Annotated in this window: 18 protein-coding genes; 9 read left to right on the forward strand and 9 right to left on the reverse strand. The window is 62.2% G+C overall.

Annotation, left to right across the window (positions count from 1 at the left end; translation table 11 throughout):
* The first annotated feature begins 72 nt into the window (after positions 1 to 72).
* The 3 genes from QNM96_RS09150 to QNM96_RS09160 all read left to right on the forward strand — a co-directional run bounded on the left by QNM96_RS09150 (position 73) and on the right by QNM96_RS09160 (position 2,742).
* Positions 73 to 903 carry a molybdopterin synthase gene (locus tag QNM96_RS09150; protein WP_283835859.1) on the forward strand — a complete coding sequence of 277 codons (831 nt, stop codon included), beginning with the start codon at positions 73 to 75 and terminating at the stop codon, positions 901 to 903.
* 253 nt (positions 904 to 1,156) lie between these two features.
* Positions 1,157 to 1,396, forward strand: coding sequence for a hypothetical protein (locus QNM96_RS09155; protein WP_283835861.1), 240 nt, complete (start codon positions 1,157 to 1,159; stop codon positions 1,394 to 1,396).
* A 173-nt stretch (positions 1,397 to 1,569) separates the two neighbouring features.
* Entirely contained in the window at positions 1,570 to 2,742 is a 1,173-nt protein-coding gene (locus tag QNM96_RS09160) for a site-2 protease family protein (RefSeq protein WP_283836359.1), read from the forward strand.
* 42 nt (positions 2,743 to 2,784) lie between these two features.
* Here QNM96_RS09160 and thiL read toward each other — a convergent pair whose 3' ends face one another.
* Entirely contained in the window at positions 2,785 to 3,690 is a 906-nt protein-coding gene (gene thiL, locus QNM96_RS09165) for a thiamine-phosphate kinase (protein WP_283835863.1), read from the reverse strand.
* Between the two features lie 192 nt (positions 3,691 to 3,882).
* Here thiL and QNM96_RS09170 point away from each other — a divergent pair, with 192 nt between their 5' ends.
* The 5 genes from QNM96_RS09170 to QNM96_RS09190 all read left to right on the forward strand — a co-directional run bounded on the left by QNM96_RS09170 (position 3,883) and on the right by QNM96_RS09190 (position 8,503).
* The gene (locus QNM96_RS09170; protein ID WP_283835865.1) at positions 3,883 to 4,338 is read left to right on the forward strand and encodes a 30S ribosomal protein S19e; all 456 of its coding nucleotides are present in this window, start codon (positions 3,883 to 3,885) and stop codon (positions 4,336 to 4,338) included.
* Between the two features lie 165 nt (positions 4,339 to 4,503).
* Complete coding sequence (locus QNM96_RS09175; RefSeq protein WP_283835867.1) at positions 4,504 to 4,854, forward strand: DNA-binding protein; 351 nt, start codon at positions 4,504 to 4,506, stop codon at positions 4,852 to 4,854.
* A complete protein-coding gene (locus QNM96_RS09180; protein ID WP_283835869.1) occupies positions 4,854 to 5,444 on the forward strand; it encodes an alpha hydrolase in 591 nt (196 codons plus the stop codon). Before QNM96_RS09175 ends, QNM96_RS09180 begins: the two co-directional genes overlap by 1 nt.
* Before the next feature lie 140 nt (positions 5,445 to 5,584).
* Entirely contained in the window at positions 5,585 to 6,883 is a 1,299-nt protein-coding gene (gene hisS, locus QNM96_RS09185; RefSeq protein ID WP_283835870.1) for a histidine--tRNA ligase, read from the forward strand.
* Between the two features lie 129 nt (positions 6,884 to 7,012).
* The gene (locus tag QNM96_RS09190; protein ID WP_283835871.1) at positions 7,013 to 8,503 is read left to right on the forward strand and encodes a sulfatase-like hydrolase/transferase; all 1,491 of its coding nucleotides are present in this window, start codon (positions 7,013 to 7,015) and stop codon (positions 8,501 to 8,503) included.
* Positions 8,504 to 8,534: 31 nt separating this feature from the next.
* Here QNM96_RS09190 and QNM96_RS09195 read toward each other — a convergent pair whose 3' ends face one another.
* Entirely contained in the window at positions 8,535 to 8,780 is a 246-nt protein-coding gene (locus tag QNM96_RS09195; RefSeq protein WP_283835872.1) for a flagella cluster protein, read from the reverse strand.
* A 238-nt stretch (positions 8,781 to 9,018) separates the two neighbouring features.
* On the opposite strand from QNM96_RS09195, the gene QNM96_RS09200 reads away from it, so the two are divergent.
* Complete coding sequence (locus QNM96_RS09200) at positions 9,019 to 9,831, forward strand: protein-glutamate O-methyltransferase CheR (protein WP_283835873.1); 813 nt, start codon at positions 9,019 to 9,021, stop codon at positions 9,829 to 9,831.
* Positions 9,832 to 9,837: 6 nt separating this feature from the next.
* Here QNM96_RS09200 and QNM96_RS09205 read toward each other — a convergent pair whose 3' ends face one another.
* The 7 genes from QNM96_RS09205 to QNM96_RS09235 form a co-directional block, all read right to left on the reverse strand.
* Entirely contained in the window at positions 9,838 to 10,878 is a 1,041-nt protein-coding gene (locus QNM96_RS09205) for a proline racemase family protein (protein WP_283835875.1), read from the reverse strand.
* Positions 10,879 to 10,945: 67 nt separating this feature from the next.
* Positions 10,946 to 11,263 carry a hypothetical protein gene (locus QNM96_RS09210; protein WP_283835877.1) on the reverse strand — a complete coding sequence of 106 codons (318 nt, stop codon included), beginning with the start codon at positions 11,261 to 11,263 and terminating at the stop codon, positions 10,946 to 10,948.
* Positions 11,263 to 12,723 carry a sodium-dependent transporter gene (locus QNM96_RS09215; RefSeq protein WP_283835878.1) on the reverse strand — a complete coding sequence of 487 codons (1,461 nt, stop codon included), beginning with the start codon at positions 12,721 to 12,723 and terminating at the stop codon, positions 11,263 to 11,265. The genes QNM96_RS09210 and QNM96_RS09215 overlap by 1 nt, the downstream gene beginning before the upstream one ends.
* A 115-nt stretch (positions 12,724 to 12,838) precedes the next feature.
* The gene (gene mutL, locus QNM96_RS09220; RefSeq protein ID WP_283835879.1) at positions 12,839 to 15,091 is read right to left on the reverse strand and encodes a DNA mismatch repair endonuclease MutL; all 2,253 of its coding nucleotides are present in this window, start codon (positions 15,089 to 15,091) and stop codon (positions 12,839 to 12,841) included.
* Positions 15,084 to 17,873: a DNA mismatch repair protein MutS gene (gene mutS / locus QNM96_RS09225; RefSeq protein ID WP_283835880.1), complete on the reverse strand. Its 2,790-nt coding sequence runs from the start codon at positions 17,871 to 17,873 to the stop codon at positions 15,084 to 15,086. Before mutS ends, mutL begins: the two co-directional genes overlap by 8 nt.
* Before the next feature lie 115 nt (positions 17,874 to 17,988).
* Entirely contained in the window at positions 17,989 to 18,381 is a 393-nt protein-coding gene (locus tag QNM96_RS09230; RefSeq protein ID WP_283835882.1) for a hypothetical protein, read from the reverse strand.
* 133 nt (positions 18,382 to 18,514) lie between these two features.
* Complete coding sequence (locus QNM96_RS09235) at positions 18,515 to 18,844, reverse strand: tRNA-binding protein (protein ID WP_283835883.1); 330 nt, start codon at positions 18,842 to 18,844, stop codon at positions 18,515 to 18,517.
* Between the last annotated feature and the right edge of the window lie 52 nt (positions 18,845 to 18,896).

The following is an 18,896-nucleotide window of genomic DNA, read 5'->3' on the forward strand; positions in this document are numbered from 1 at the left end:
TGCCGCCCACGATTCGGCTGCTCGCCTTCGAGGGCGACAGCTACAAAGACCAACACGTCCTACCGTTCTCGTATGCACGTACTCGGTATTCTCGAGCGCGACTCGAGCGACGAACTGCTCGATCAGGTCGTCGACCGCGTCGTCGATCGGCTCTCTCGAGCGGGTCGCGTCGGCGTAGTTCGATACGATGCGACGATCGCTGACGGCACGCACGAGTCACTGACGCCCGGCGGCGACGTTACGTACGACCTCGGTGCCGACGGCGACTGGACCGCCGCCGGAACAGGGCTCTCCGTCGGGGATGCTCTCGACGCGCTGGCCACCGACTGTGAGTATGCGGTCGTCGTCGGCGTCTCGACGCTCCGATACCCCTCGATCGTAGTCGGAGCGGCGGACGAACCGTCGGCTGCCGGAACCGTTCTCACGTCGGTTGCGTCGGCCAGCGACCTCGAGGAGGACGACCTCTTCGACGCGCTCGAGCGCCACGAACCGTACGAAACCCTCGAATCGCTCGTCGCCGATGTCAAGCGCTCGCCGGAGGCGGATCAAGCGGGTGCGATCGCGACGTTCACCGGCCGCGTCCGTGCAAAAGACGACCCCGACGACGAGCGCACGGAGTACCTCGAGTTCGAGAAGTACGAGGGTGTCGCACAACGGCGCATGGCCGCGCTTCGGGAGGATCTCGAGTCTCGCGACGGCGTCTACGAGGTCGTGATGTACCATCGGACGGGGGTCGTCAAGGACGGCGAGGATATCGTATTCGTCGTCGTTCTCGCCGGTCACCGCGAGGAGGCGTTCCGAACGGTCGAGGACGGGATCAACCGATTGAAGGATGAGGTCCCGCTGTTCAAAAAGGAGGTCACCGTCGAGGACGAGTTCTGGGTACACGAACAGTCACAATAATTTATATCTATGTATTAGGATATGTATTAACGTATTTAGTATCATAACGAGAATGTTTGAAAATCGTGAGTTTCAAAATCGAAATAACGTATTAGATCCGGTTATAAAACTTCTAACTGAATATGAAACAGTCATAATGGCGATTATAAATGGGTGTGAAACGTCTCTGGCCCCCCTTCTTCCTGAATATATCCGAAATTCTGCTAACCGACCTCCCTTTATAACATACTTCCCCGACAAGGAGCTACTGTCGATGAGCACCACAGCCCAACCCTCCACGGAAAGCAAGGAACGTCGCCTCAAGAATTACCTGCGCAATCGCGCAGAGGACGGCGAACTATACTTCAAAGGGAAGTTCATCGCTGACGATGTCGGCATGTCCCCCAAAGAGATCGGCGCGCTAATGGTCAAGCTCTCGGAGTCCGCGACGGACCTCGAGGTCGAGAAATGGTCGTACACGAGTGCAACCACGTGGCGCGTCGAACCAGCCTGATCACCGCTTCAATCTCCAAGTCACACGTTGTACACCTCCTGTCCGTGTCGGCGCGTCAGTGACGCTATCCGACACACCTCTTCCCGCCGTTTTTCCCAGACACGATATCCGCCGATCATCACTGTCTGTCACCCGGCACGTTATTTATACGACACGAGGGTGAACCACCGATGATGGACGGTCCGGACTCGTCCGACGTTGGACGACACTGGTATTCCTCCGCCGGAACTGACGTCGACCCTCCCGCCGATGGTCCCTCGCTCGAGCGAATCGAGTCGACGTTCGTCGTTGCTGAAACGCGAACGGAGGACGAGACGCTTCTGTACTTCGGCACGCCGCTCGTTTCGCCGGAAGCGATGATGCGCGAGCTGTGGTCCGTTTTTCGGGAGTCAGGCTACGAGGCGCAGCTCACGGTTCGGGAGGGAAACTACGTGATCGTCGCAGAGCCGACCCAGATCGGCATCAACGGGATTCCCTGGACGAACCTCTTTTTGTTCGTCGCGACGGTCGTCTCGACGCTCTTTGCCGGTTCGATGTGGTACTACATCGACCCGTTTTCGAACCCGACTGAAATTTGGCGGGCCTGGCCGTTTACCGCGGCCCTTCTCGGCGTACTCGGCGTTCACGAGATGGGACACTATTTGATGAGTCGGTACCACAAAGTCGACGCCTCGCTCCCCTATTTCATCCCCATACCGACGCTTATCGGGACGATGGGTGCGGTCATCAAGATGAAAGGTCGAATGCCCGACCGAAAGGCGCTGTTCGATATCGGCGCTGCGGGCCCGCTCGCGGGGTTGATAGCCACGATCGGCGTAATCAGTATCGGCCTCCATCTGCCACCCGTCGAGCGGCCCGATACCCTCCTCAACAATCCGAACACCGTCGAGTTCATCCTCGGCTACCCGCCGTTGATGGAGTTTCTCGCATCCGTCTTCGATCAGCCGCTGTATCAGGACGACCCCACGAGAGACGTGAATCCGGTCGTCATCGGCGGCTGGGTGGGGTTGTTTGTCACGTTCTTAAACCTCATCCCAGTGGGCCAACTCGACGGCGGGCACATTCTCCGTGCGATGGCTGGCTCTGTTCAACGAACGATTGCAGCACTCGTTCCCGGCGTCCTGTTCGCCCTCGCGGGATATCTCTACTACGTCAGCGGACACGACATCAACTCGGTACTCATCTGGGGTTTCTGGGGGCTGATAACTGCATTTATCGCCACTGCAGGTCCTGCTCATCCCGTTCGAGAGGAGACACTCGATACGAAGCGACTCGCGCTCGGAATACTCACGTTCGGCCTCGGTATTCTCTGTTTCACGCCGGTTCCGGTAACGGTGGTCGGCTAGCCGCTCTTCAGCTACGATTCTGCAGTCGCACTTCTTGGGTCGTCATCCGTGCGTGTATCCTCGATCAGGAAGGGGTTGCCCGTCCATCGTCATACCATCGTCGACGACGGCACCGATTGGTGTGAGTGCCACTGTAATCGCTTTTCGAGCCGATTCGAACGCCGATTCGGGAATCGTTACGACGAGTTCGAAGTCCTCGCCGAAGGTGGTCGCCCGCTCGAGCGCTTTCCCTTCCGTTTCGGCCGTCTCGAAGACGGCGTCGTCGATCGGGATCTCGTCGGCGTCGACGGCGAACCCGCAGTCCGACGCCTCGGCGAGTTGGTGGAGCGACCTGGCGAGCCCGTCACTCGAGTCCATCATCGCCGTCGCGTGGGGCGCGAGCGCTCGTCCGGCGGCGACTCGCGGTTCGAACCGAAACAGCTCGTTCGCGCGTTCCCTGTCCGCATCCCGATCGCTCGATAGGGTTCGGTCTCGAGCGCGCTCGAACAACTCGATGGCGGCCGCGCTGCGCCCGAGCGTCCCGGTGACGCAGACGAGGTCGCCGGGTTGAGCACCGCTTCGGAGAACGGGATCGGCGGTCGTACCGAACGCCGTCGTTACGGCCGTAAACTCCTCGTGGTCGTCGAGATCGCCGCCCACGTACTCCGCGTCGACGAGCGCGCAGACGTCGCTCGCGCCGCGGACGAACGCGAGCAGTTCCTGCCGGTCGAATTCGGGAGCGGCGTAGGCCGCGACGGCGGCGGTCGCCTGCCCGCCCATCGCCGCGACGTCGGAAAGCGATGCGCCGACTGCTCGCCACCCCGCGGTGTATCGGCTCGTTCCCGGCGGAAAATCCGTCGTCTCGTGAAGCATATCCGTCGTCACCACGAGGTCGTCGACGACGGCGGCGTCGTCTCCCACCGACTCGAGTTCGTCTTCGAGCACTGCCAGCGCGGCGCGTTCGTCCATGCCCCCCCTTTCGCCTCGAGTGCGAAAAACGGTCCGGCACGATCGAACGATCTATATCGTGCCGGGGACACGACTGTGGCGGCCGTCGTAGCGTGCCCGGCGTCGACGGCCGTGGCGTGTCACGACAGGCCATAGTTGCCGGCTGCACCCACAACGATGGTCTTAAATGCCGCGGAAGGGAACCAAACGCCAATGGCTACGATGTACGACGTTCCGGCGGACGCGCTCGTTCAGGCGCTCGCCGAGGACCTCGAGGACCGACTCGACGAACCCGACTGGGCACAATTCACGAAAACTGGCGTCAGCCGCGATCTTCCGCCAGAACAGGACAACTTCTGGGCAGTTCGCGCCGGCAGCCTTCTCCGCAAGGTCGCCGACACCGGACCGGTCGGCGTCGAGCGCCTCTCGACCGAATACGGCGGTGCGAAGAGCGGATCGAACCGCTACCAAGTCTCGTCGGACAAGCGAACCGACGGCTCGCGCAACATGATTCGAACCATCCTCCAGCAGCTCGAAGAGGAAGACCTCGTCGAGACTGCAGAAGGAGAAGGTCGTCGAATCACCGCCGAGGGACGCAGTTTCCTCGACGAAACCGCCGGTAACGTCCTCGAAGACCTCGATCGACCGGAACTCGAACGCTACGCGTAGAGACCGACACCGCCGTCGACAGTGGGCGTATTCGCGTCCGCAAGCGGGAGATTGGGACGAGGGAACGGAACGATCGACTCGTTTTCGAACCGATCACGCCTGGAGCGGTTGCGCTGATCGCCCCGGTCCGTAATCATTTTCCCCACTGCGAGAGTAGGCGATTGTATGAGTGGCACCCCTGACGACGAGAATATCGAAGAGCTCCGTCAGAAGAAAATGGAGGAGCTACAGAACCGTGCGGAGAACCAGGGCGGTGACCAGGGACAGGAAGCCGCAAAACAGCAGGCCGACGCCCAGAAACAGGCGCTGCTTCGAAAACACCTGACCGACGAAGCCCGCCAACGGCTTAACACCGTCAAGATGAGCAAAGAGCAGTTCGGCGAGCAGGTCGAACGACAGGTCGTCGCCCTCGCCCAAAGCGGGCGCATTCAGGGCAAGATCGACGACGAGAAAATGAAACAACTGCTCAAGGAACTCCAGCCCGAGAAGAAGAGCTTCGACATCAAGCGGCGCTGATGGAGCTCGGATTGCTCTACAGCGGCGGCAAAGACTCAACGCTCGCGGCGTTGCTTCTCAAGGAGTTTTACGACGTCACGCTATTGACCGCCCACTTCGGCGTTACCGACGACTGGAAACACGCTCGAGCGACCGCTGAATCGACGGAATTTACGTTCGAACGCCTCCAGCTCGAGACGGGCGTTGCCGAGGAAGCCGCCGAGCAGATACGCGAGGACGGGTTTCCGCGCAACGGCATTCAAATGGTCCACCAGCACGCACTAGAGCGGGCGGCCGAGGAAGGCTACGACGCTGTCGCCGACGGGACGCGCCGAGATGATCGTGTTCCAACGGTGTCGCACGCGCAAGCCCAGAGCCTCGAGGATCGTCACGATATCGACTACATCGCCCCGCTCTCGGGTTTCGGGCGGACCGCCGTCGATTGTCTCGTCGAGAACACCCTCGACGTGACCGTCGGCCCGAGTGAGGAGATCACGCGGGCCGATTACGAGGCCGAACTCAGAGCGCTTCTGGTCGATTCGGCGGGTGAGGCGGCGATCGGAGATCTCTTTCCCGATCACGAACAGACCCACGTGACGGACGTTCGGTGACGGGCGGCCCACGTCGCTGATCGGTCGGTAGCGAGGCGACCTGCGTCACGGATTGTCGATTTCTCGAACGGACGACCACTCGAGGAGAACCGCGGCCGCGAACGAAAGGTTAGAAGTTCGCGCTCGCCAAACGACTGCTCATGTACGACCGGATCAAGGGCTTTCGTGATATCTATCCCGGCGAGATGGCCGCCAGACGCGAGACCATCGACACGCTGGAGGAGACGGCCCGTCAGTACGGCTTTCGCGAGATCGAAACGCCGGCCTTAGAGCGCGCGTCGATGTGGACGGACAAGAGCGGCGACGATATCGTCGACGAACTCTATTCGTTCGAAGATCAGGGCGGACGCCACGTGACGCTCACGCCCGAGCTGACGCCGACCGTCGCGCGGATGGTCGTCGCCAAACAACAGGAGCTTTCGAAGCCGATTAAGTGGTTCTCGACGCGGCCGTTCTGGCGCTACGAGCAGGTCCAGCAGGGTCGCCAGCGCGAGTTCTATCAGACCAACGTCGACATCTTCGGCTCGAGCGAGCCCGAAGCCGACGCCGAGATTCTGGCGTGGGCCGCCGACGCCATGACCGGGCTCGGCCTCGCGGCGGAAGACTTCGACTTCAGAATATCCCACCGCGACATTTTGGGCGGCGTGCTCGAGACCTACGACGCCGATATCGACACCGAGGCGGCGATCCGCGCCGTCGACAAGTCGGATAAGATCTCTCAGGCCGAGTACCATGATTTACTCGTCGGGGCCGGACTCACCGCCGACGAGGCGGCAGAGTTCGACGATCTGATCGCTTCCGGCGACCTGGAGGCCGTCGAGTCGTTCGCCGGGACCGAGCGCGTGACCGAGGCGGTCACAAACCTCGAGAACGTGCTTGAGGCCGCCGAGGACTTCGGCGTTCGGGAGTATTGTACGATCTCGCTCGAGACCGCGCGCGGACTCGATTACTACACGGGGATCGTCTTCGAGTGTTTCGACTCCGCTGGGGAGGTCTCGCGGTCGATTTTCGGTGGCGGCCGCTACGACGACCTCATCGAGCAGTTCGGCGGCCAGCCGACGCCAGCCGTTGGCGTCGCGCCGGGTCACGCGACCCTGCCGCTGTTGATGCAACGGGCGGGCGTCTGGCCCGAGGAGGAAGTGACGACGGACTACTACGTCCTGCAGGTCGGCGACACGCGAACGGAGGCCGCCCGGATCTCTCGAGCCCTCCGCGAGCGCGGCCACATCGTCGAAACCGATATCGCCGGTCGTTCGTTCGGCGCACAGCTCAACTACGCCGACTCGATCAACGCCGAGACGACAGTTATCGTCGGCGAACAGGATCTCGCGAACGACGAGGTGACGATCAAGGATATGGAGTCGGGCGATCAGATCCAGGCCCCGGTCGAGGATTTCCCTGGCGACCTCGAGCGGCCGACAACCGAGGACTTCTCGTAACCCGATAGTGCCCGTCTCTGGTTTGTCGGAACGTGTCTTGCTCGACTCCCAGTTCCCCTCTCAGTTGAGTTGTGCCCACTTCCATACGGCGGTGCAAGCGTTAACTGGCCGAGCGGTGTAGCCGACCCGATGGTCGACTCACCGCCGAACGTCTTGCTCGTGCTCACAGATCAGGAGCGCTACGACTGTAGCGCTCCCGACGGCCCGCCGGTCGAGACCCCGACAATAGACAACCTCTCGAGCGAGGGGATGCGATTTGATCGGGCGTTCACCCCGATCAGCATCTGCTCGAGCGCTCGCGCCTCGCTTCTGACCGGGCTGTTTCCACACGGCCACGGCATGCTCAACAACTGCCACGAAGACGACGCGATCCAGCCGAATCTCCCGCCGGAACTGACGACGTTCTCGGAACTGCTCGCGGAGTCGGGCTACGAGCTGACCTACACCGGAAAGTGGCACGTCGGCCGGGACCAGACCCCCGAGGACTTCGGCTTTTCCTATCTCGGTGGGAGCGACAAACACCACGACGACATCGATGACGCGTTTCGCGAGTACCGCGACGAACGCGGCACTCCGGTGGACGACGTCGACCTCGAGGAGGTGATCTACACCGGCGACGATCCGCGCGACGGAAGCGAAGGGACCTTCGTCGCCGCGAAGACAACAGTCGACGTCGAGGAGACTCGAGCCTGGTTCCTCGCGGAGCGGACGATCGACGCGATCGAAGCCCACGCCGAGGGAGATAGAGGCTCCCCGTTCTTCCACCGAGCCGATTTCTACGGTCCGCACCACCCCTACGTCGTTCCCGAACCCTACGCCTCGATGTACGATCCCGAGGATATCGAGCCGTGGGAGACCTACGCCGAAACCTACGACGGAAAACCGCAGGTTCACGAGAACTACCTCGAGTATCGCGGCGTCGACGGCTTCGACTGGGAGCTCTGGGCCGAAGCGATCGCGAAGTACTGGGGCTTTGTCAGCCTGATCGACGACCAACTCGAGCGGATCCTCGAGGCCCTCGATCGAGCCGGTCTCGCCGAGGAGACGGTCGTCGTCCACGCCTCGGATCACGGCGACTTCACGGGCTCGCACCGGCAGTTCAACAAGGGGCCGCTGATGTACGACGACACGTACATGATTCCGTTGCAGGTTCGCTGGCCGGGCGTGGTCGGACCGGGATCGGTCTGTGAGACTCCGGTCCACCTCCACGATCTGGCGGCGACGTTCCTCGAGATCGGCGACGTTTCGGTTCCGGACTCGTTCGACGCTCGGAGTCTCGTACCGTTGCTCGAGGGCGGTGACGGAGCGGTTGTAAGCGACGAAGGCCAGGGCACGGATAGCCCGCTGGACTGGCCGGACTCGACGTTCGCACAGTATCACGGCGACGAGTTCGGGCTATACACCCAGCGAATGGTCAGGACGGAACGCTACAAGTACGTCTACAACGGCCCCGACGTGAACGAACTGTATGACCTCGAGGCAGACCCAGCCGAACTTCACAACCTGATCGACCATCCAGATTACGAGCGCGTTCGAGCGGAGATGGCCGAACGGTTACTCGAGTGGATGGAGGCGATGGCGGATCCGAACCGAGCGTGGGTGCCACAGACGTTCAAATAACTGGTCGTTGGGAAATAGCAGTCCCGTGTACTCAGTGCGACAAAAGAAGCAGTTTCTCTTCCGTTCGAGCGAGACAGAACGGCTTTTCCGGGGGGCTGTCGAACGATGCCGTCGCGTTCTCCGTGACGAACAACCGGTCGAACGGCTGGCCACACGACGGACAGCCGAGTTCTTCCCGGTTCTCGAGCACCCGCGTGTCTCCGTTATCGTTCAAGAGTTTCAGTTTCGTTCGGTAGTCGTGAATGCTGAATCCGGCAGTGATATCGATCCGTCCCATTTCAGTTAGTGTATACTCTTTCTAGGGCCCATTTCAACTTCACTGTCGCTGACAACTATTTGATGATTATAGTATTACCGGCTGATATTTGTGTCATGCTATAACCCTTCTATCGAGACTGTCTCCCCGTCACGTCTCTGATTTTGTGACGAAAACATCTAAAAAACATAACTTCAACTTGCCGGTACGTATAAGACCGGTGATTACATGTGTCGATATATCTCGGACCGCGTACGCTATGAACACATCAGATACTATTCAGCCGATTCTCGAGTTCGTCGAGGAGGAACTCTCCTTCGCGACGAGTTACTACAACGAACGATATCTCGATCGTCGCGTTTCGTCTCGAATGCGTCGAACGGACTCCGAATCGTACAGAGACTATTTCAGCCTGTTGAAACGTGACGAAACCGAACAGGAGGAACTCCTCGACGCGCTGAGCATCAACGTTACCGGGTTCTTCAGGAATCCCAGCGTTTGGGAGGGAATTCAGACCTTGCTCCGGAAATTGACCGACGAACAGTCCCACGTCCGCATCTGGAGTGCGGCGTGTGCGGACGGCCGCGAGCCGTATTCGCTATCGATGCTCGCCCACAGCGATCGCAAGATCGACGAATCGCGAATCAGTATCCTCGCGACCGACATCAGCGACGACGCACTCGAGACCGCACGGGGCGGCGTTTATCAGGACCTACAGACGGACGACGTCTCGAGCCAACTGGACTTTCTCGAACGCCCGAATCGCTATATTACGAAAGGCGACGGGCATATCGAAGTCGCAGATACAATTCAAGAACCGGTCGAATTCGAGCGCCACGACCTGATCAACGGCCGCTCGAAGTCCGGTTTCGATATGGTCGTCTGTCGGAACATCCTCATCTACATCAACGACGAACACAAGACGCCGATTTTCGAGACCATCCGTGACTCGCTCGAGGAGGGCGGCTATATGGTGATCGGGAAATCGGAGACGATCCCCCTCGGTATGCGCCGGGAGTTCGATTCGGTGAATGCGGGGGATAAGACCTATCAGTACCCCGCTGTTGAGTGATCTCGCCTACAGCGTGTCCGTTCCGGTACCGTCCGCTGATCCGGTCAACGAAAAGCCCGTCACGGCGTCTTCGGGATCTTTGAGGAACGTGTGGCGTCCGGTAATGTGTGCAGAGCCTCTGATTTCGGGGGTCGTAACCGTAATCCCGTCCCGTTTCTCGGCCTCGAGCAACCGCCCCGTAAACCGCGTTCCGATGACGCTTTCGTACGCGTACGGTTCCTCGACCGCGAGGGCTCCTTCCCGATGGAGGAGCGTCATCTTCGCGCAGGTACCCGTCCCGCAGGGGGACCGGTCGACCTGTCCGTCGCCGAAGACGACAACGTTCCGATCCGCATCGCCGTCTCCGCCGCGTTCGTAGAACTCGACGAGCGAGACAGGTTGGCGCTCGCCCGTAAACGGATGGACGACGTCGAGTCGGTCGTTGATCGCTCGCCGGATCTCGAGGCCGTCCTCGACGAACGCCTCGACGCGTTCGGGTTCGATCGCTCGTTCAAGGGCCGCGGCGTCGACGAGCGCGAAGACGTTTCCGGCGAAGACGATGTCGACGGGCACGGATCGGGCCGACTCGCCGGTCTCGAGCGACACCGTAAGCGCGTCGTAGACGAACGATTCGACGTTTCTGATTGCGACCGATTCGACTCGGCCCGTCTCGTCGACGGCGGGGTGGGTCCGTACGAGTCCGGCCGGCGTTTCCACGGTGATCGTTTCCCGGGCCTCGAGCTGGCCAGTCTCTAAAAGCGCCGTGACGGCACCGATCGTTCCGTGACCGCACATCTCGAGGTAGCCGCCGGTGTCCATGAAGAACAGTCCGAGGTCGGCTTCCTCGGCGGTCGGTTCGACGGGGACCGCCCCGAACATGTCGTCGTGGCCGCGCGGCTCACAGAGGACGAGTTCTCGGAGCCAATCCTGACCGTCGGCGAACTCCCGACATTTGTCCGCGACGGTTCCGCCGTGGAGCTGTGATCGATTCGCTCCGCTCGTGATGATTCGCGTCGGCTCTCCAGCTGTGTGCGTGTCAAGCGTTTCGATAAGCGTCTCAGTGTGCATTGTATTGCGTTTGTAATCGTGATTCGGTCGGCCTGCAAAGCCCGTCTCCAGCTTCTCGCTCGAGGGGTTAGAGCCGCTCGAGCGACTCGATCTCCCGGTCGCTCCAGTCGTAGAAGTGTTGATCTGTCGTCTCAAGGGTGTCGACGCACTCGTTGTACTGCGCTCTGGCCTCCGCCGCCAGCGGGTCGTTCGGATTCCGTTCAATCCACTCGCGCAGTTCCGCGAGCGCTTTCGGCGAGTAGGTGTCAAGTCGGTCCTGTTGCTCAAGCATCTCGACCTTGCGACTCTCCTGGCGGAGCGTTCGGGTGAGCGCCCAGATAGCGACTCCCCAGAACGCAAGCAGGGTGAACGCGAGCATGCCGAGGACGCCGGGAGTGAGCGGCATTAGTCGTCACCTCCGGTGACCTCGGCGGTATCAGTTTCGGTCGCCGTGCGATCGACTACTGACATGATCCCGTAGCCGATGATCGGGAACAGGATGATGACCAGCATGCCGCCGATCATCTCCGGGGTTCCGAACTCGTCGACCGCGAAGTAGCCCATAATGAAGATCATGACGATCGGGATCACGTACTTGATGACGGGATCCCACCACTTGCCGACGTAGATACCGGCGTTCTTGTTTACCGCGAGGACGCGCAGCCGCTCCGGCCCCATCACCCAGCCGATGACGAGGATGATCGCGAGCGTCGCCAGCGGCAGTCCCCAGCTCCCGAAGATGAAGTCCGCAAAGTCGAGGAAGTCGGCCGAGAACGCACTCGGTAGCCCGACGAGCCAGATGAGCCCGCAGATACCGAGTACGGTTTGGGTCCGGTCGAACCGCGTTTCCTCAGCGACCGTCGTGACGCTGACCTCGGTGATCAACAGCCCCGAGGTGAACGTCGCGATGAAAAAGCCGACGAAAAACAAGATTGCGAGGATCCCGCCCAGCGGAATCTCGGGGAACACCTGCACGAGCGAGACGAACGCGAGTCCCGCGCCCGCGTCGGGTTCGACGCCGACCGCGAAGACGACCGGGAAGATCGCGAGCGCCGCCAGGATCCCGATGCTCGATTCGCCGATCGCCGTGAAGACGCCGCCTCCGAGCGGAACGTCGTCGTACTCGCGGAGATAGCTCCCGACCGTCAGGGCGATACCCCACCCCAGGCCCGTCGAGAACAGCGCCTGGCCGAGGGCCTCGATCCAGGTGCTACTGTAGGTGAGATACGCCCAGTCGATGCCGAAGGTGAACGCGATCCCCTCGCTCGCGCCGTCCAAGGTCAGCCCGTAACCCGTCATGATGACCAGCGAGACCACGAGTGCGGGGACCGCGTAGACGACGATTCGCTCGACGCCCCTTCGGATCCCGAGGATGAGGATCCCGGCGACGCTCGCCATCACGAGCGTGTGGAGCCCGATCATGAGCCCCGAATTCGCGAAGAAGGCCTCCATAAACGGTTCGGCCTCGAACCCGCTCGAGGTGAACGTAAACAGCAGCGAATGTGCCGCGTAGTACAGCGTCCATCCGATCAGCGGCGAGTAATAGGACATTAGCGCGATGTTCACCAGGAGGACGACGACACCCAGCCCGACCATCCCGCCGGGCCCGAGAACGTCGCGAAACGCGCCGATAACGCCCTTGTTCGTGTACCGTCCCAGCGCAACTTCGGCCATGAGCCCGGGTACCGCCAGCAGGAACAGCAGTACCAGAAACGCCAGGACGAACGCTCCGCCGCCGTTGTCGCCCATCACGTACGGAAACCGCCAGACGTTGCCGGCACCGACCATCGCCCCGACCATCGCCATCAAGAACCCGAACCGAGTCCCCCATTCCTCTCGAGCAGTTTTTGCCTCACTTTCTGCCATGTTTGTCACTGGCTAGCATAACACTCACAAACGGGTTATACGTGGTGTTCCCATGGTCGGGTCACGCCGAGTTCACTCGCCGGTATGGCGCGCTGTCTGTTACTATCTGCAGCTGTTATCCGCCATGGCCCGGATAATCCCGCTCGAACCGATCCTCGATCTCCCCCTCGTCGAACTGGATGACGACCGGCCGGCCGTGCGGACAGGAATATGGATTCTCACAGGAATCGAGCGCCTCGAGCAGGTCCACGACCGACCCCTCGGTAAGCGACGTGTTGCCCGTGATCGAGGGGTAACACGCCAGATCGCCGAGGAACTCGTCGGCCAGCGCGTCGACCGTCTCGGAGCCGGCCTCGCGGTCGCCGGCGATGAACGACGCGAGGACGTCTCGCAGTCGGCTCGGCTCGAGCGTTTTCTCGAGCACCGCGGGGACGGTCGTCACGGCAACGGTCCGGTCGTCGACGCGGTCCGCGTAGAAGCCGAGTCGCGAAAGCGCCTCGCGGTAGTGTTCGAACGCCTCGGCTTCGGCGGCTGTTAACTCGAGTTCGACCGGCGAGGCGAGCGCCTGCGCGGCGGGGTCGGCGGCGAAGGCTTCCTGGAGTCGTTCGTAATTTACGCGTTCGTCCGCGGCGTGTTGATCGATCAGCGCGAGGCCGTCGGGCGTTTCACAGACGAGGTACGTGTCTTGTATCTGCCCGAGGACGCGAAGGCTGGGCAGGGAGTCAAACGATGGCGCTTCGCCGGTCGCCACCTCGCCTGCGAGCGTTCGCTGGTCGGTGTCACCGGAGAACTTGCGACCGGACTCGAGGGCGGCTTCGCGTTTGGACCCCCCTGATTCGGATCGATCCGGTGGGGACGACTCCGCCGAACCCAACTCGGCTTGACCCGTTTCTCCGGGAGACTCGCCGCCCGTCAGGGACTCCGGATTCGTCGTCTCGGCCTCCGTTCGTTCAGCTGAGTGCTCCGATTCTACCGCGGTAGTCTCCGCTTTCGAGGATCGGTCGTCCGGGTTCGACGTCGCCGGCCGTTCGCCGTCGTGGGTCGCCGGCCTCGTCTTCTCAGTTTCGGCCCCCGCGTCCGTCTCCGCGTTTGCCTTTCGATCCGTTCCCGTTTTCGGCGCTCGAGTCGTCTCGCCCGTCTCCGACTCGGCCTCTCGGCTCGACTCGGCTCCCTCGTCCGGTTCGTCAACCTGGCCCGATTCGACTTCCCAGTTCGATCCGGCGCTCGCCTCCTCGAGTTCCCCGTCACGACCGGAGCGATCCGGCTCGATTTGGGCTTCTCGCGGCGCGGATCGACCTCGAGGAGCGCTCGAACGGAGCAGTCCGTGCTCCAAGAGTGCGGATTCGACCGCTGAATCGACCGCCCGGCGTACGGCATCGTCGTCGTCGAAGCGCACCTCGCGCTTGCGCGGGTGGACGTTCACGTCCACGGCCTCGCCCGGCACCTCGAGAAAGAGGACGACGAACGGGTAGCGATCGCTCCCGAGTTGGGTCCCGTAGGCACCCATGATCCCCTCGCGGATCGCATCGGAGGTGACCGCCCGGCCGTTGACGTACGTCGCGAGATAGTCTCGGCTCGAGCGGTTGGTTTCAGGGTGGGAAACGAGACCCGTGACAGACTCGAGCGGGCCGACTGGGAGTTCGTCACTGTCGGCCTCGACAGGGATCATCGCTTTGGCGACCTCGCGGCCGTACACCGAGAGGATGGCCTCCTGCAGATCGCCCGTCCCCGTCGTCGAGAACACCTCGCGGTCGTCGTGGGTAAGCGAGACCGCGACGTCGGGATTGGCCAGCGCGTATCGGGTGACGACGCGGTTGACGTGGGCGAACTCCGTCGCCGTCGTCTTCAGGAACTTTCGGCGGGCGGGCGTGTTGTAGAACAGATCCGCAACCTCGACGGCGGTTCCCTCCGGACAGCCCGTCGGCTCGACGGTCGTCACCTCTCCGCCCTCGTAGACGAGTTTCGTGCCCGTCGCGGCCGACGCTCCCTGTTGGGCTCCGTCGCCGTCGGCTCGAAGCCGAGTCTCGACGGTTAGCCGCGAAACGGAGCCGATCGTGTGCAACGCTTCGCCGCGAAAGCCGAGCGTGGCGACGCCTTTCTCGAGATCCTCGAGTCCCTCGATCTTGCTGGTCGTGTGCTGGCGGATCGCCGCGCGAACGGCATCCTCGGTCATGCCGTAGCCGTCGTCGGCGACTCGAATCAGTTCCGTCCCGCCGTCCTCAACTGTAATGTCGATTCTCGAGGCGTCGGCGTCGAGGCTGTTCTCGAGGAGTTCCTTGACCGCGCTGGCCGGCCGCTCAACGACTTCGCCGGCGGCGATGCGGGCGACGGTATCCTCGTCGAGTTCGCGGATTTCGTGGTCACTCATCCTCGAGCCTCCGTTGCCACTCCTGTACCTTGGTGATCAACTCGATTGGGGGCGTCTCGTTCACGTCGATATCCTCGAGGTCCTCGAGCACCTCGACTGTTTCGGGCTCGAGGCCGGCGTTCGCCTCGGCTCCGGAATCGGCGACGGATTCTGCGTCAGCGGCGGATGCTTCGCCAGTGTCAGCTGTGGTGTCAGTTGCCGATTCTGTACCGAGACTGGCCTGCGTCCCCGCCCCCGACGCAGCTCCGCCGTCGGTCGTCGCCGCCCGCTCCATCGTGCCACTCGAGAGGTCGAAGACCGCTTGAACCGGTTCCGAGGTGCCGTCGCCCTTCGCTTCAATGGCTTTCTCCTCGCGAAGCCGCTCTAAGACGTCCTGTGCTCGATCGACGACCGGGCCGGGAACCCCGGCGAGGTCGGCGACGTGGATTCCATAGGAGCGATCCGTCGGCCCGTCCCGAACCGTCCGCAGGAAGGTCACGTCGCCGTCGCGTTCGTCCGCCGCGATGTGGACGTTCGCGACGCGCGGCAAGTGCTCTGCTAACCCCGTCAGTTCGTGATAGTGGGTTGCAAAGAGGGTCTTCGCTCGAATCTCGTTGTGGAGGTACTCGGTCGCAGACCACGCGATCGAGATGCCGTCGTAGGTCGCCGTCCCGCGGCCCACCTCGTCTAAAATCACCAGCGATTCGTCGGTCGCGGTGTGGAGGATGTTCGAGAGCTCGCTCATCTCAACCATGAACGTCGAGCGGCCCTGAGCCAGTTCGTCGAGCGCCCCGACCCGGGTGAAGATGCCGTCGACGAGGCCGATCTCGGCCTCTCGAGCGGGAACGAAGCTCCCGACCTGTGCGAGCAAGACGATACAGGCGACCTGACGCATGTACGTCGATTTCCCGGACATGTTCGGCCCGGTGACGACCAGAAAGCCCCGGTCGTCGGTCATCCGCACGTCGTTGGGGACGAACTCCGTCGTCTGCTCGACGACGGGGTGGCGTCCCTGATCGATGTCGAGGTCGTCGCCTTGGTGGAGGTCGGGTTGTACCCAGCCGTTCGCCGCGGCGTGGCTCGCCAGACTCGAGAGAGCGTCAACGGTCGCGAGCGCTCGCCCGACGTCCTGGAGGAGCGCCGCCTCCGCGGCGACGTCCTCGCGTACCTGCTCGAAGAGTTCGTACTCCAACTCGCCCCGTTGCTCCTCGAGTCTGAGCATCTCGCGTTCTTTCTCCTCGAGTTCCGGCGTCGTGAATCGCTTCGAGTTCTTCAGCGTCTTGATCTGTTCGTAGTGATCCGGTACCTGATCCGCGACGGAACGGCCGACCTGGATGTAGTAGCCGTCGGTCTTGTTCCGATCGACGGTGACGTGGCTCAGGCCGTGTTCGCGTTTCTCGCGGTCGGCGAGGCTCTCGAGCCACCGTTCGACCTCGTCGTGGCGGTCGATCACCTTGTCGAGTTCCTCGTGGTAGCCCCGCTGGAGCAAGCCGCCTTGCGTGACCGTCGACGGGGGCTCCTCGGCGAGCGCTTCTGCGAGCATCTCCCGGAGGTCGGCGACGGCCCCGCGATCCGGCCGATCCACGATCGCGGACAGCGGCGAGCCGGTCAGCTCCTCGTTCGAGGCGATCACGTCGGCGATCCGCGGGAGCACCGCGAGCGTTTCCCGAACCGCGACTAGATCTTGCGCGTCGGCGCTTCCGTGGGTCGCTTTCGAGGCCAGGCGCTCTAAGTCGTAGGCCTCCCCGAGCACGTCTCGGAGTTCGTCGCGGGCCAGTGCGGCCGAGGAGAGCGCGGCGACGCTCTCCTGGCGCTCCTCGAGAACGGAAAGCGATCGACGGGGGCGCTGGAGCCATTCCTTCAGGCGTCGCCCGCCGGCGCTCGTTTCGGTGTGGTCGATGGTCTCGAACAGCGAGCCCTTGCGCTCGCCCTGCATCGTCTCGGTTAACTCGAGATTCCGCTGGGTGGTTCCGTCGAGGGTCACGTGGTCGTCGCTGTGATGGGTCGTGATCCGAGTCATCGACGCGAGCACGCCGGCTCCCGTCTCCTCGACGTAGGCGAGGATCGATCCCGCCGCTGAAATCGCAGGTTGGGGTGCGTCGAGTCCCTCGAGGGGTTCGCGCCCGAACTGCTCGCGAACGACGTGTTCGGCCCGTTTCGGTGCGAACGATTCGGTATCGTGGAGGGTCAGTGTCGCGTCGGTCCGGTCACGGATCTGCTGGAGGATCTCGTCGTCGTTGCGAACCGCGGGGCCCGGAAGCACTTCCACCGGATCGAATCGGTACAGTTCCGTCAGCGTTTCCGCAGCGTCTTCGGCACCCGCGACCAGGAATCGTCCTGTCGTCACGTCGGCGAAGGCCAGTCCGTACGTCGAGCCGTCGCTGCCGCTAGTGGTGCCAGCCGTGCTGGCCGACCCACCGCCGGAATCGCCCTCGACGACGGCCGCCAGATACTGCGCGTCGGCGTCGGTCGTCTCGAGGAGCGTGCCGGGTGTCACGACGCGAACGATTTCGCGTGCGTGGCCGTCGTCGGTCTCGTACTGGTCGGCGACGGCGACGCGATAGCCGCGCTCGACCAGCGCCTTGAGGTAGGGCGTGAGGTCGTCGAGCGGAACGCCCGCCATCGGGTACGACGACCCGTGGGAGGACTTCTGTGAAATCGTGAGGTCGAGTTCGTCAGCGACGAGTTCGGCGTCCTCGTCGAAGAACTCGTAGAAATCGCCACACTGCATCGCCAGCACCTCCGCGTCGGTCGTCTCCTTGAGCGAGAGAAATTCGCCGACGATACCCGTCGCCTCTGTCATACTTGAGGGGTGTCCTTCCATCGCAAAAGACCTGCGGGTTCCGCGGCGGAAGTGGTCGTCACTTGACTTACTGGCCCCAACCGTACACGACTCACCGAACCCGACCCTACTCGACTTACCGACCCCAACCGTACACCGTAGAGTGAATCGGGGCGACCAGCATGACCGTGCCGAACACGAACGACTGTATTGTCAGTTGCAGCCGCTCTTCGTATGTCGTCGGATCGTCGACTTTCTCGGCCGCAAGTACAAGGAGGAAGTAGAGTCGCTTGAACGGATTCCGTTCTTTTTGGCGACTCCGCTCTTCGCTCATTCGCCGAAGCTGCCAGAACGACCAGACGCTGTAACTGAGAAGCGACGACCAGATGCCGATCCAGGAACCGAGCAGTACGAAAACGGGGATATCGGTGATATCAGTGATCGTCAGCGGTTGACTGGTATCGGGCTGAATAAGTGCGATCCCCACCGTTCCGACCATCGACAGGACGAACGAAATCCAAGAAGCCACGAGAAGCTTCCCGAAGATGCGCCCCAGATTGTCGGGATTCACCCGAAATTTTGATCTGTTATCTTTGGTTTTCGATCGTTGTTTCATACTATTGTGGTAACGGGATCAGTTCATCCTGTCTCGCCGATTGACGTCAGAACAACAGGCCCCCGAGCGGGACCTCCTCGTCGGGTTCGACGAGAACGGGAAACCCCTCTTCGTCCGGAACGCCGACGGTCAGCGCCTCGGATTTGAAGCCGGCGATCCGAACGCTTCCGAGGTTCGTCGCACAGAGAACCTGCCGCCCCTCGAGTTCGTCGGGCTCGTAATGGTGATCGAGCTGTCCGGCGGACTGAATTTCGCCGTCTCCGTCGCCGAGATCGATCCACAGTTTGGTCATCTTCGGCTTGTTCGCTTCCGGGAACGATTCGGCCTCGAGTATCTCGCCGACCCGAATGTCGACGTCGAACGGGCTTTCGACCATACGCGAGCGAACGGGGGCGGGAACAAAAACGTCAGCGGAACGTCCCGTCGGT

Source organism: Halostagnicola sp. A-GB9-2 (assembly GCF_030068615.1).
Lineage (GTDB): Archaea > Halobacteriota > Halobacteria > Halobacteriales > Natrialbaceae > Halostagnicola.

Coding starts and splice junctions, on each gene's coding strand:
- QNM96_RS09150 (WP_283835859.1), top strand. CDS start 73: ATGCACGTACTCGGTATTCTCGAGCGCGACTCGAGCGACGAACTGCTC.
- QNM96_RS09155 (WP_283835861.1), top strand. CDS start 1,157: ATGAGCACCACAGCCCAACCCTCCACGGAAAGCAAGGAACGTCGCCTC.
- QNM96_RS09160 (WP_283836359.1), top strand. CDS start 1,570: ATGGACGGTCCGGACTCGTCCGACGTTGGACGACACTGGTATTCCTCC.
- thiL (WP_283835863.1), bottom strand. CDS start 3,690: ATGGACGAACGCGCCGCGCTGGCAGTGCTCGAAGACGAACTCGAGTCG.
- QNM96_RS09170 (WP_283835865.1), top strand. CDS start 3,883: ATGGCTACGATGTACGACGTTCCGGCGGACGCGCTCGTTCAGGCGCTC.
- QNM96_RS09175 (WP_283835867.1), top strand. CDS start 4,504: ATGAGTGGCACCCCTGACGACGAGAATATCGAAGAGCTCCGTCAGAAG.
- QNM96_RS09180 (WP_283835869.1), top strand. CDS start 4,854: ATGGAGCTCGGATTGCTCTACAGCGGCGGCAAAGACTCAACGCTCGCG.
- hisS (WP_283835870.1), top strand. CDS start 5,585: ATGTACGACCGGATCAAGGGCTTTCGTGATATCTATCCCGGCGAGATG.
- QNM96_RS09190 (WP_283835871.1), top strand. CDS start 7,013: ATGGTCGACTCACCGCCGAACGTCTTGCTCGTGCTCACAGATCAGGAG.
- QNM96_RS09195 (WP_283835872.1), bottom strand. CDS start 8,780: ATGGGACGGATCGATATCACTGCCGGATTCAGCATTCACGACTACCGA.
- QNM96_RS09200 (WP_283835873.1), top strand. CDS start 9,019: ATGAACACATCAGATACTATTCAGCCGATTCTCGAGTTCGTCGAGGAG.
- QNM96_RS09205 (WP_283835875.1), bottom strand. CDS start 10,878: ATGCACACTGAGACGCTTATCGAAACGCTTGACACGCACACAGCTGGA.
- QNM96_RS09210 (WP_283835877.1), bottom strand. CDS start 11,263: ATGCCGCTCACTCCCGGCGTCCTCGGCATGCTCGCGTTCACCCTGCTT.
- QNM96_RS09215 (WP_283835878.1), bottom strand. CDS start 12,723: ATGGCAGAAAGTGAGGCAAAAACTGCTCGAGAGGAATGGGGGACTCGG.
- mutL (WP_283835879.1), bottom strand. CDS start 15,091: ATGAGTGACCACGAAATCCGCGAACTCGACGAGGATACCGTCGCCCGC.
- mutS (WP_283835880.1), bottom strand. CDS start 17,873: ATGACAGAGGCGACGGGTATCGTCGGCGAATTTCTCTCGCTCAAGGAG.
- QNM96_RS09235 (WP_283835883.1), bottom strand. CDS start 18,844: ATGGTCGAAAGCCCGTTCGACGTCGACATTCGGGTCGGCGAGATACTC.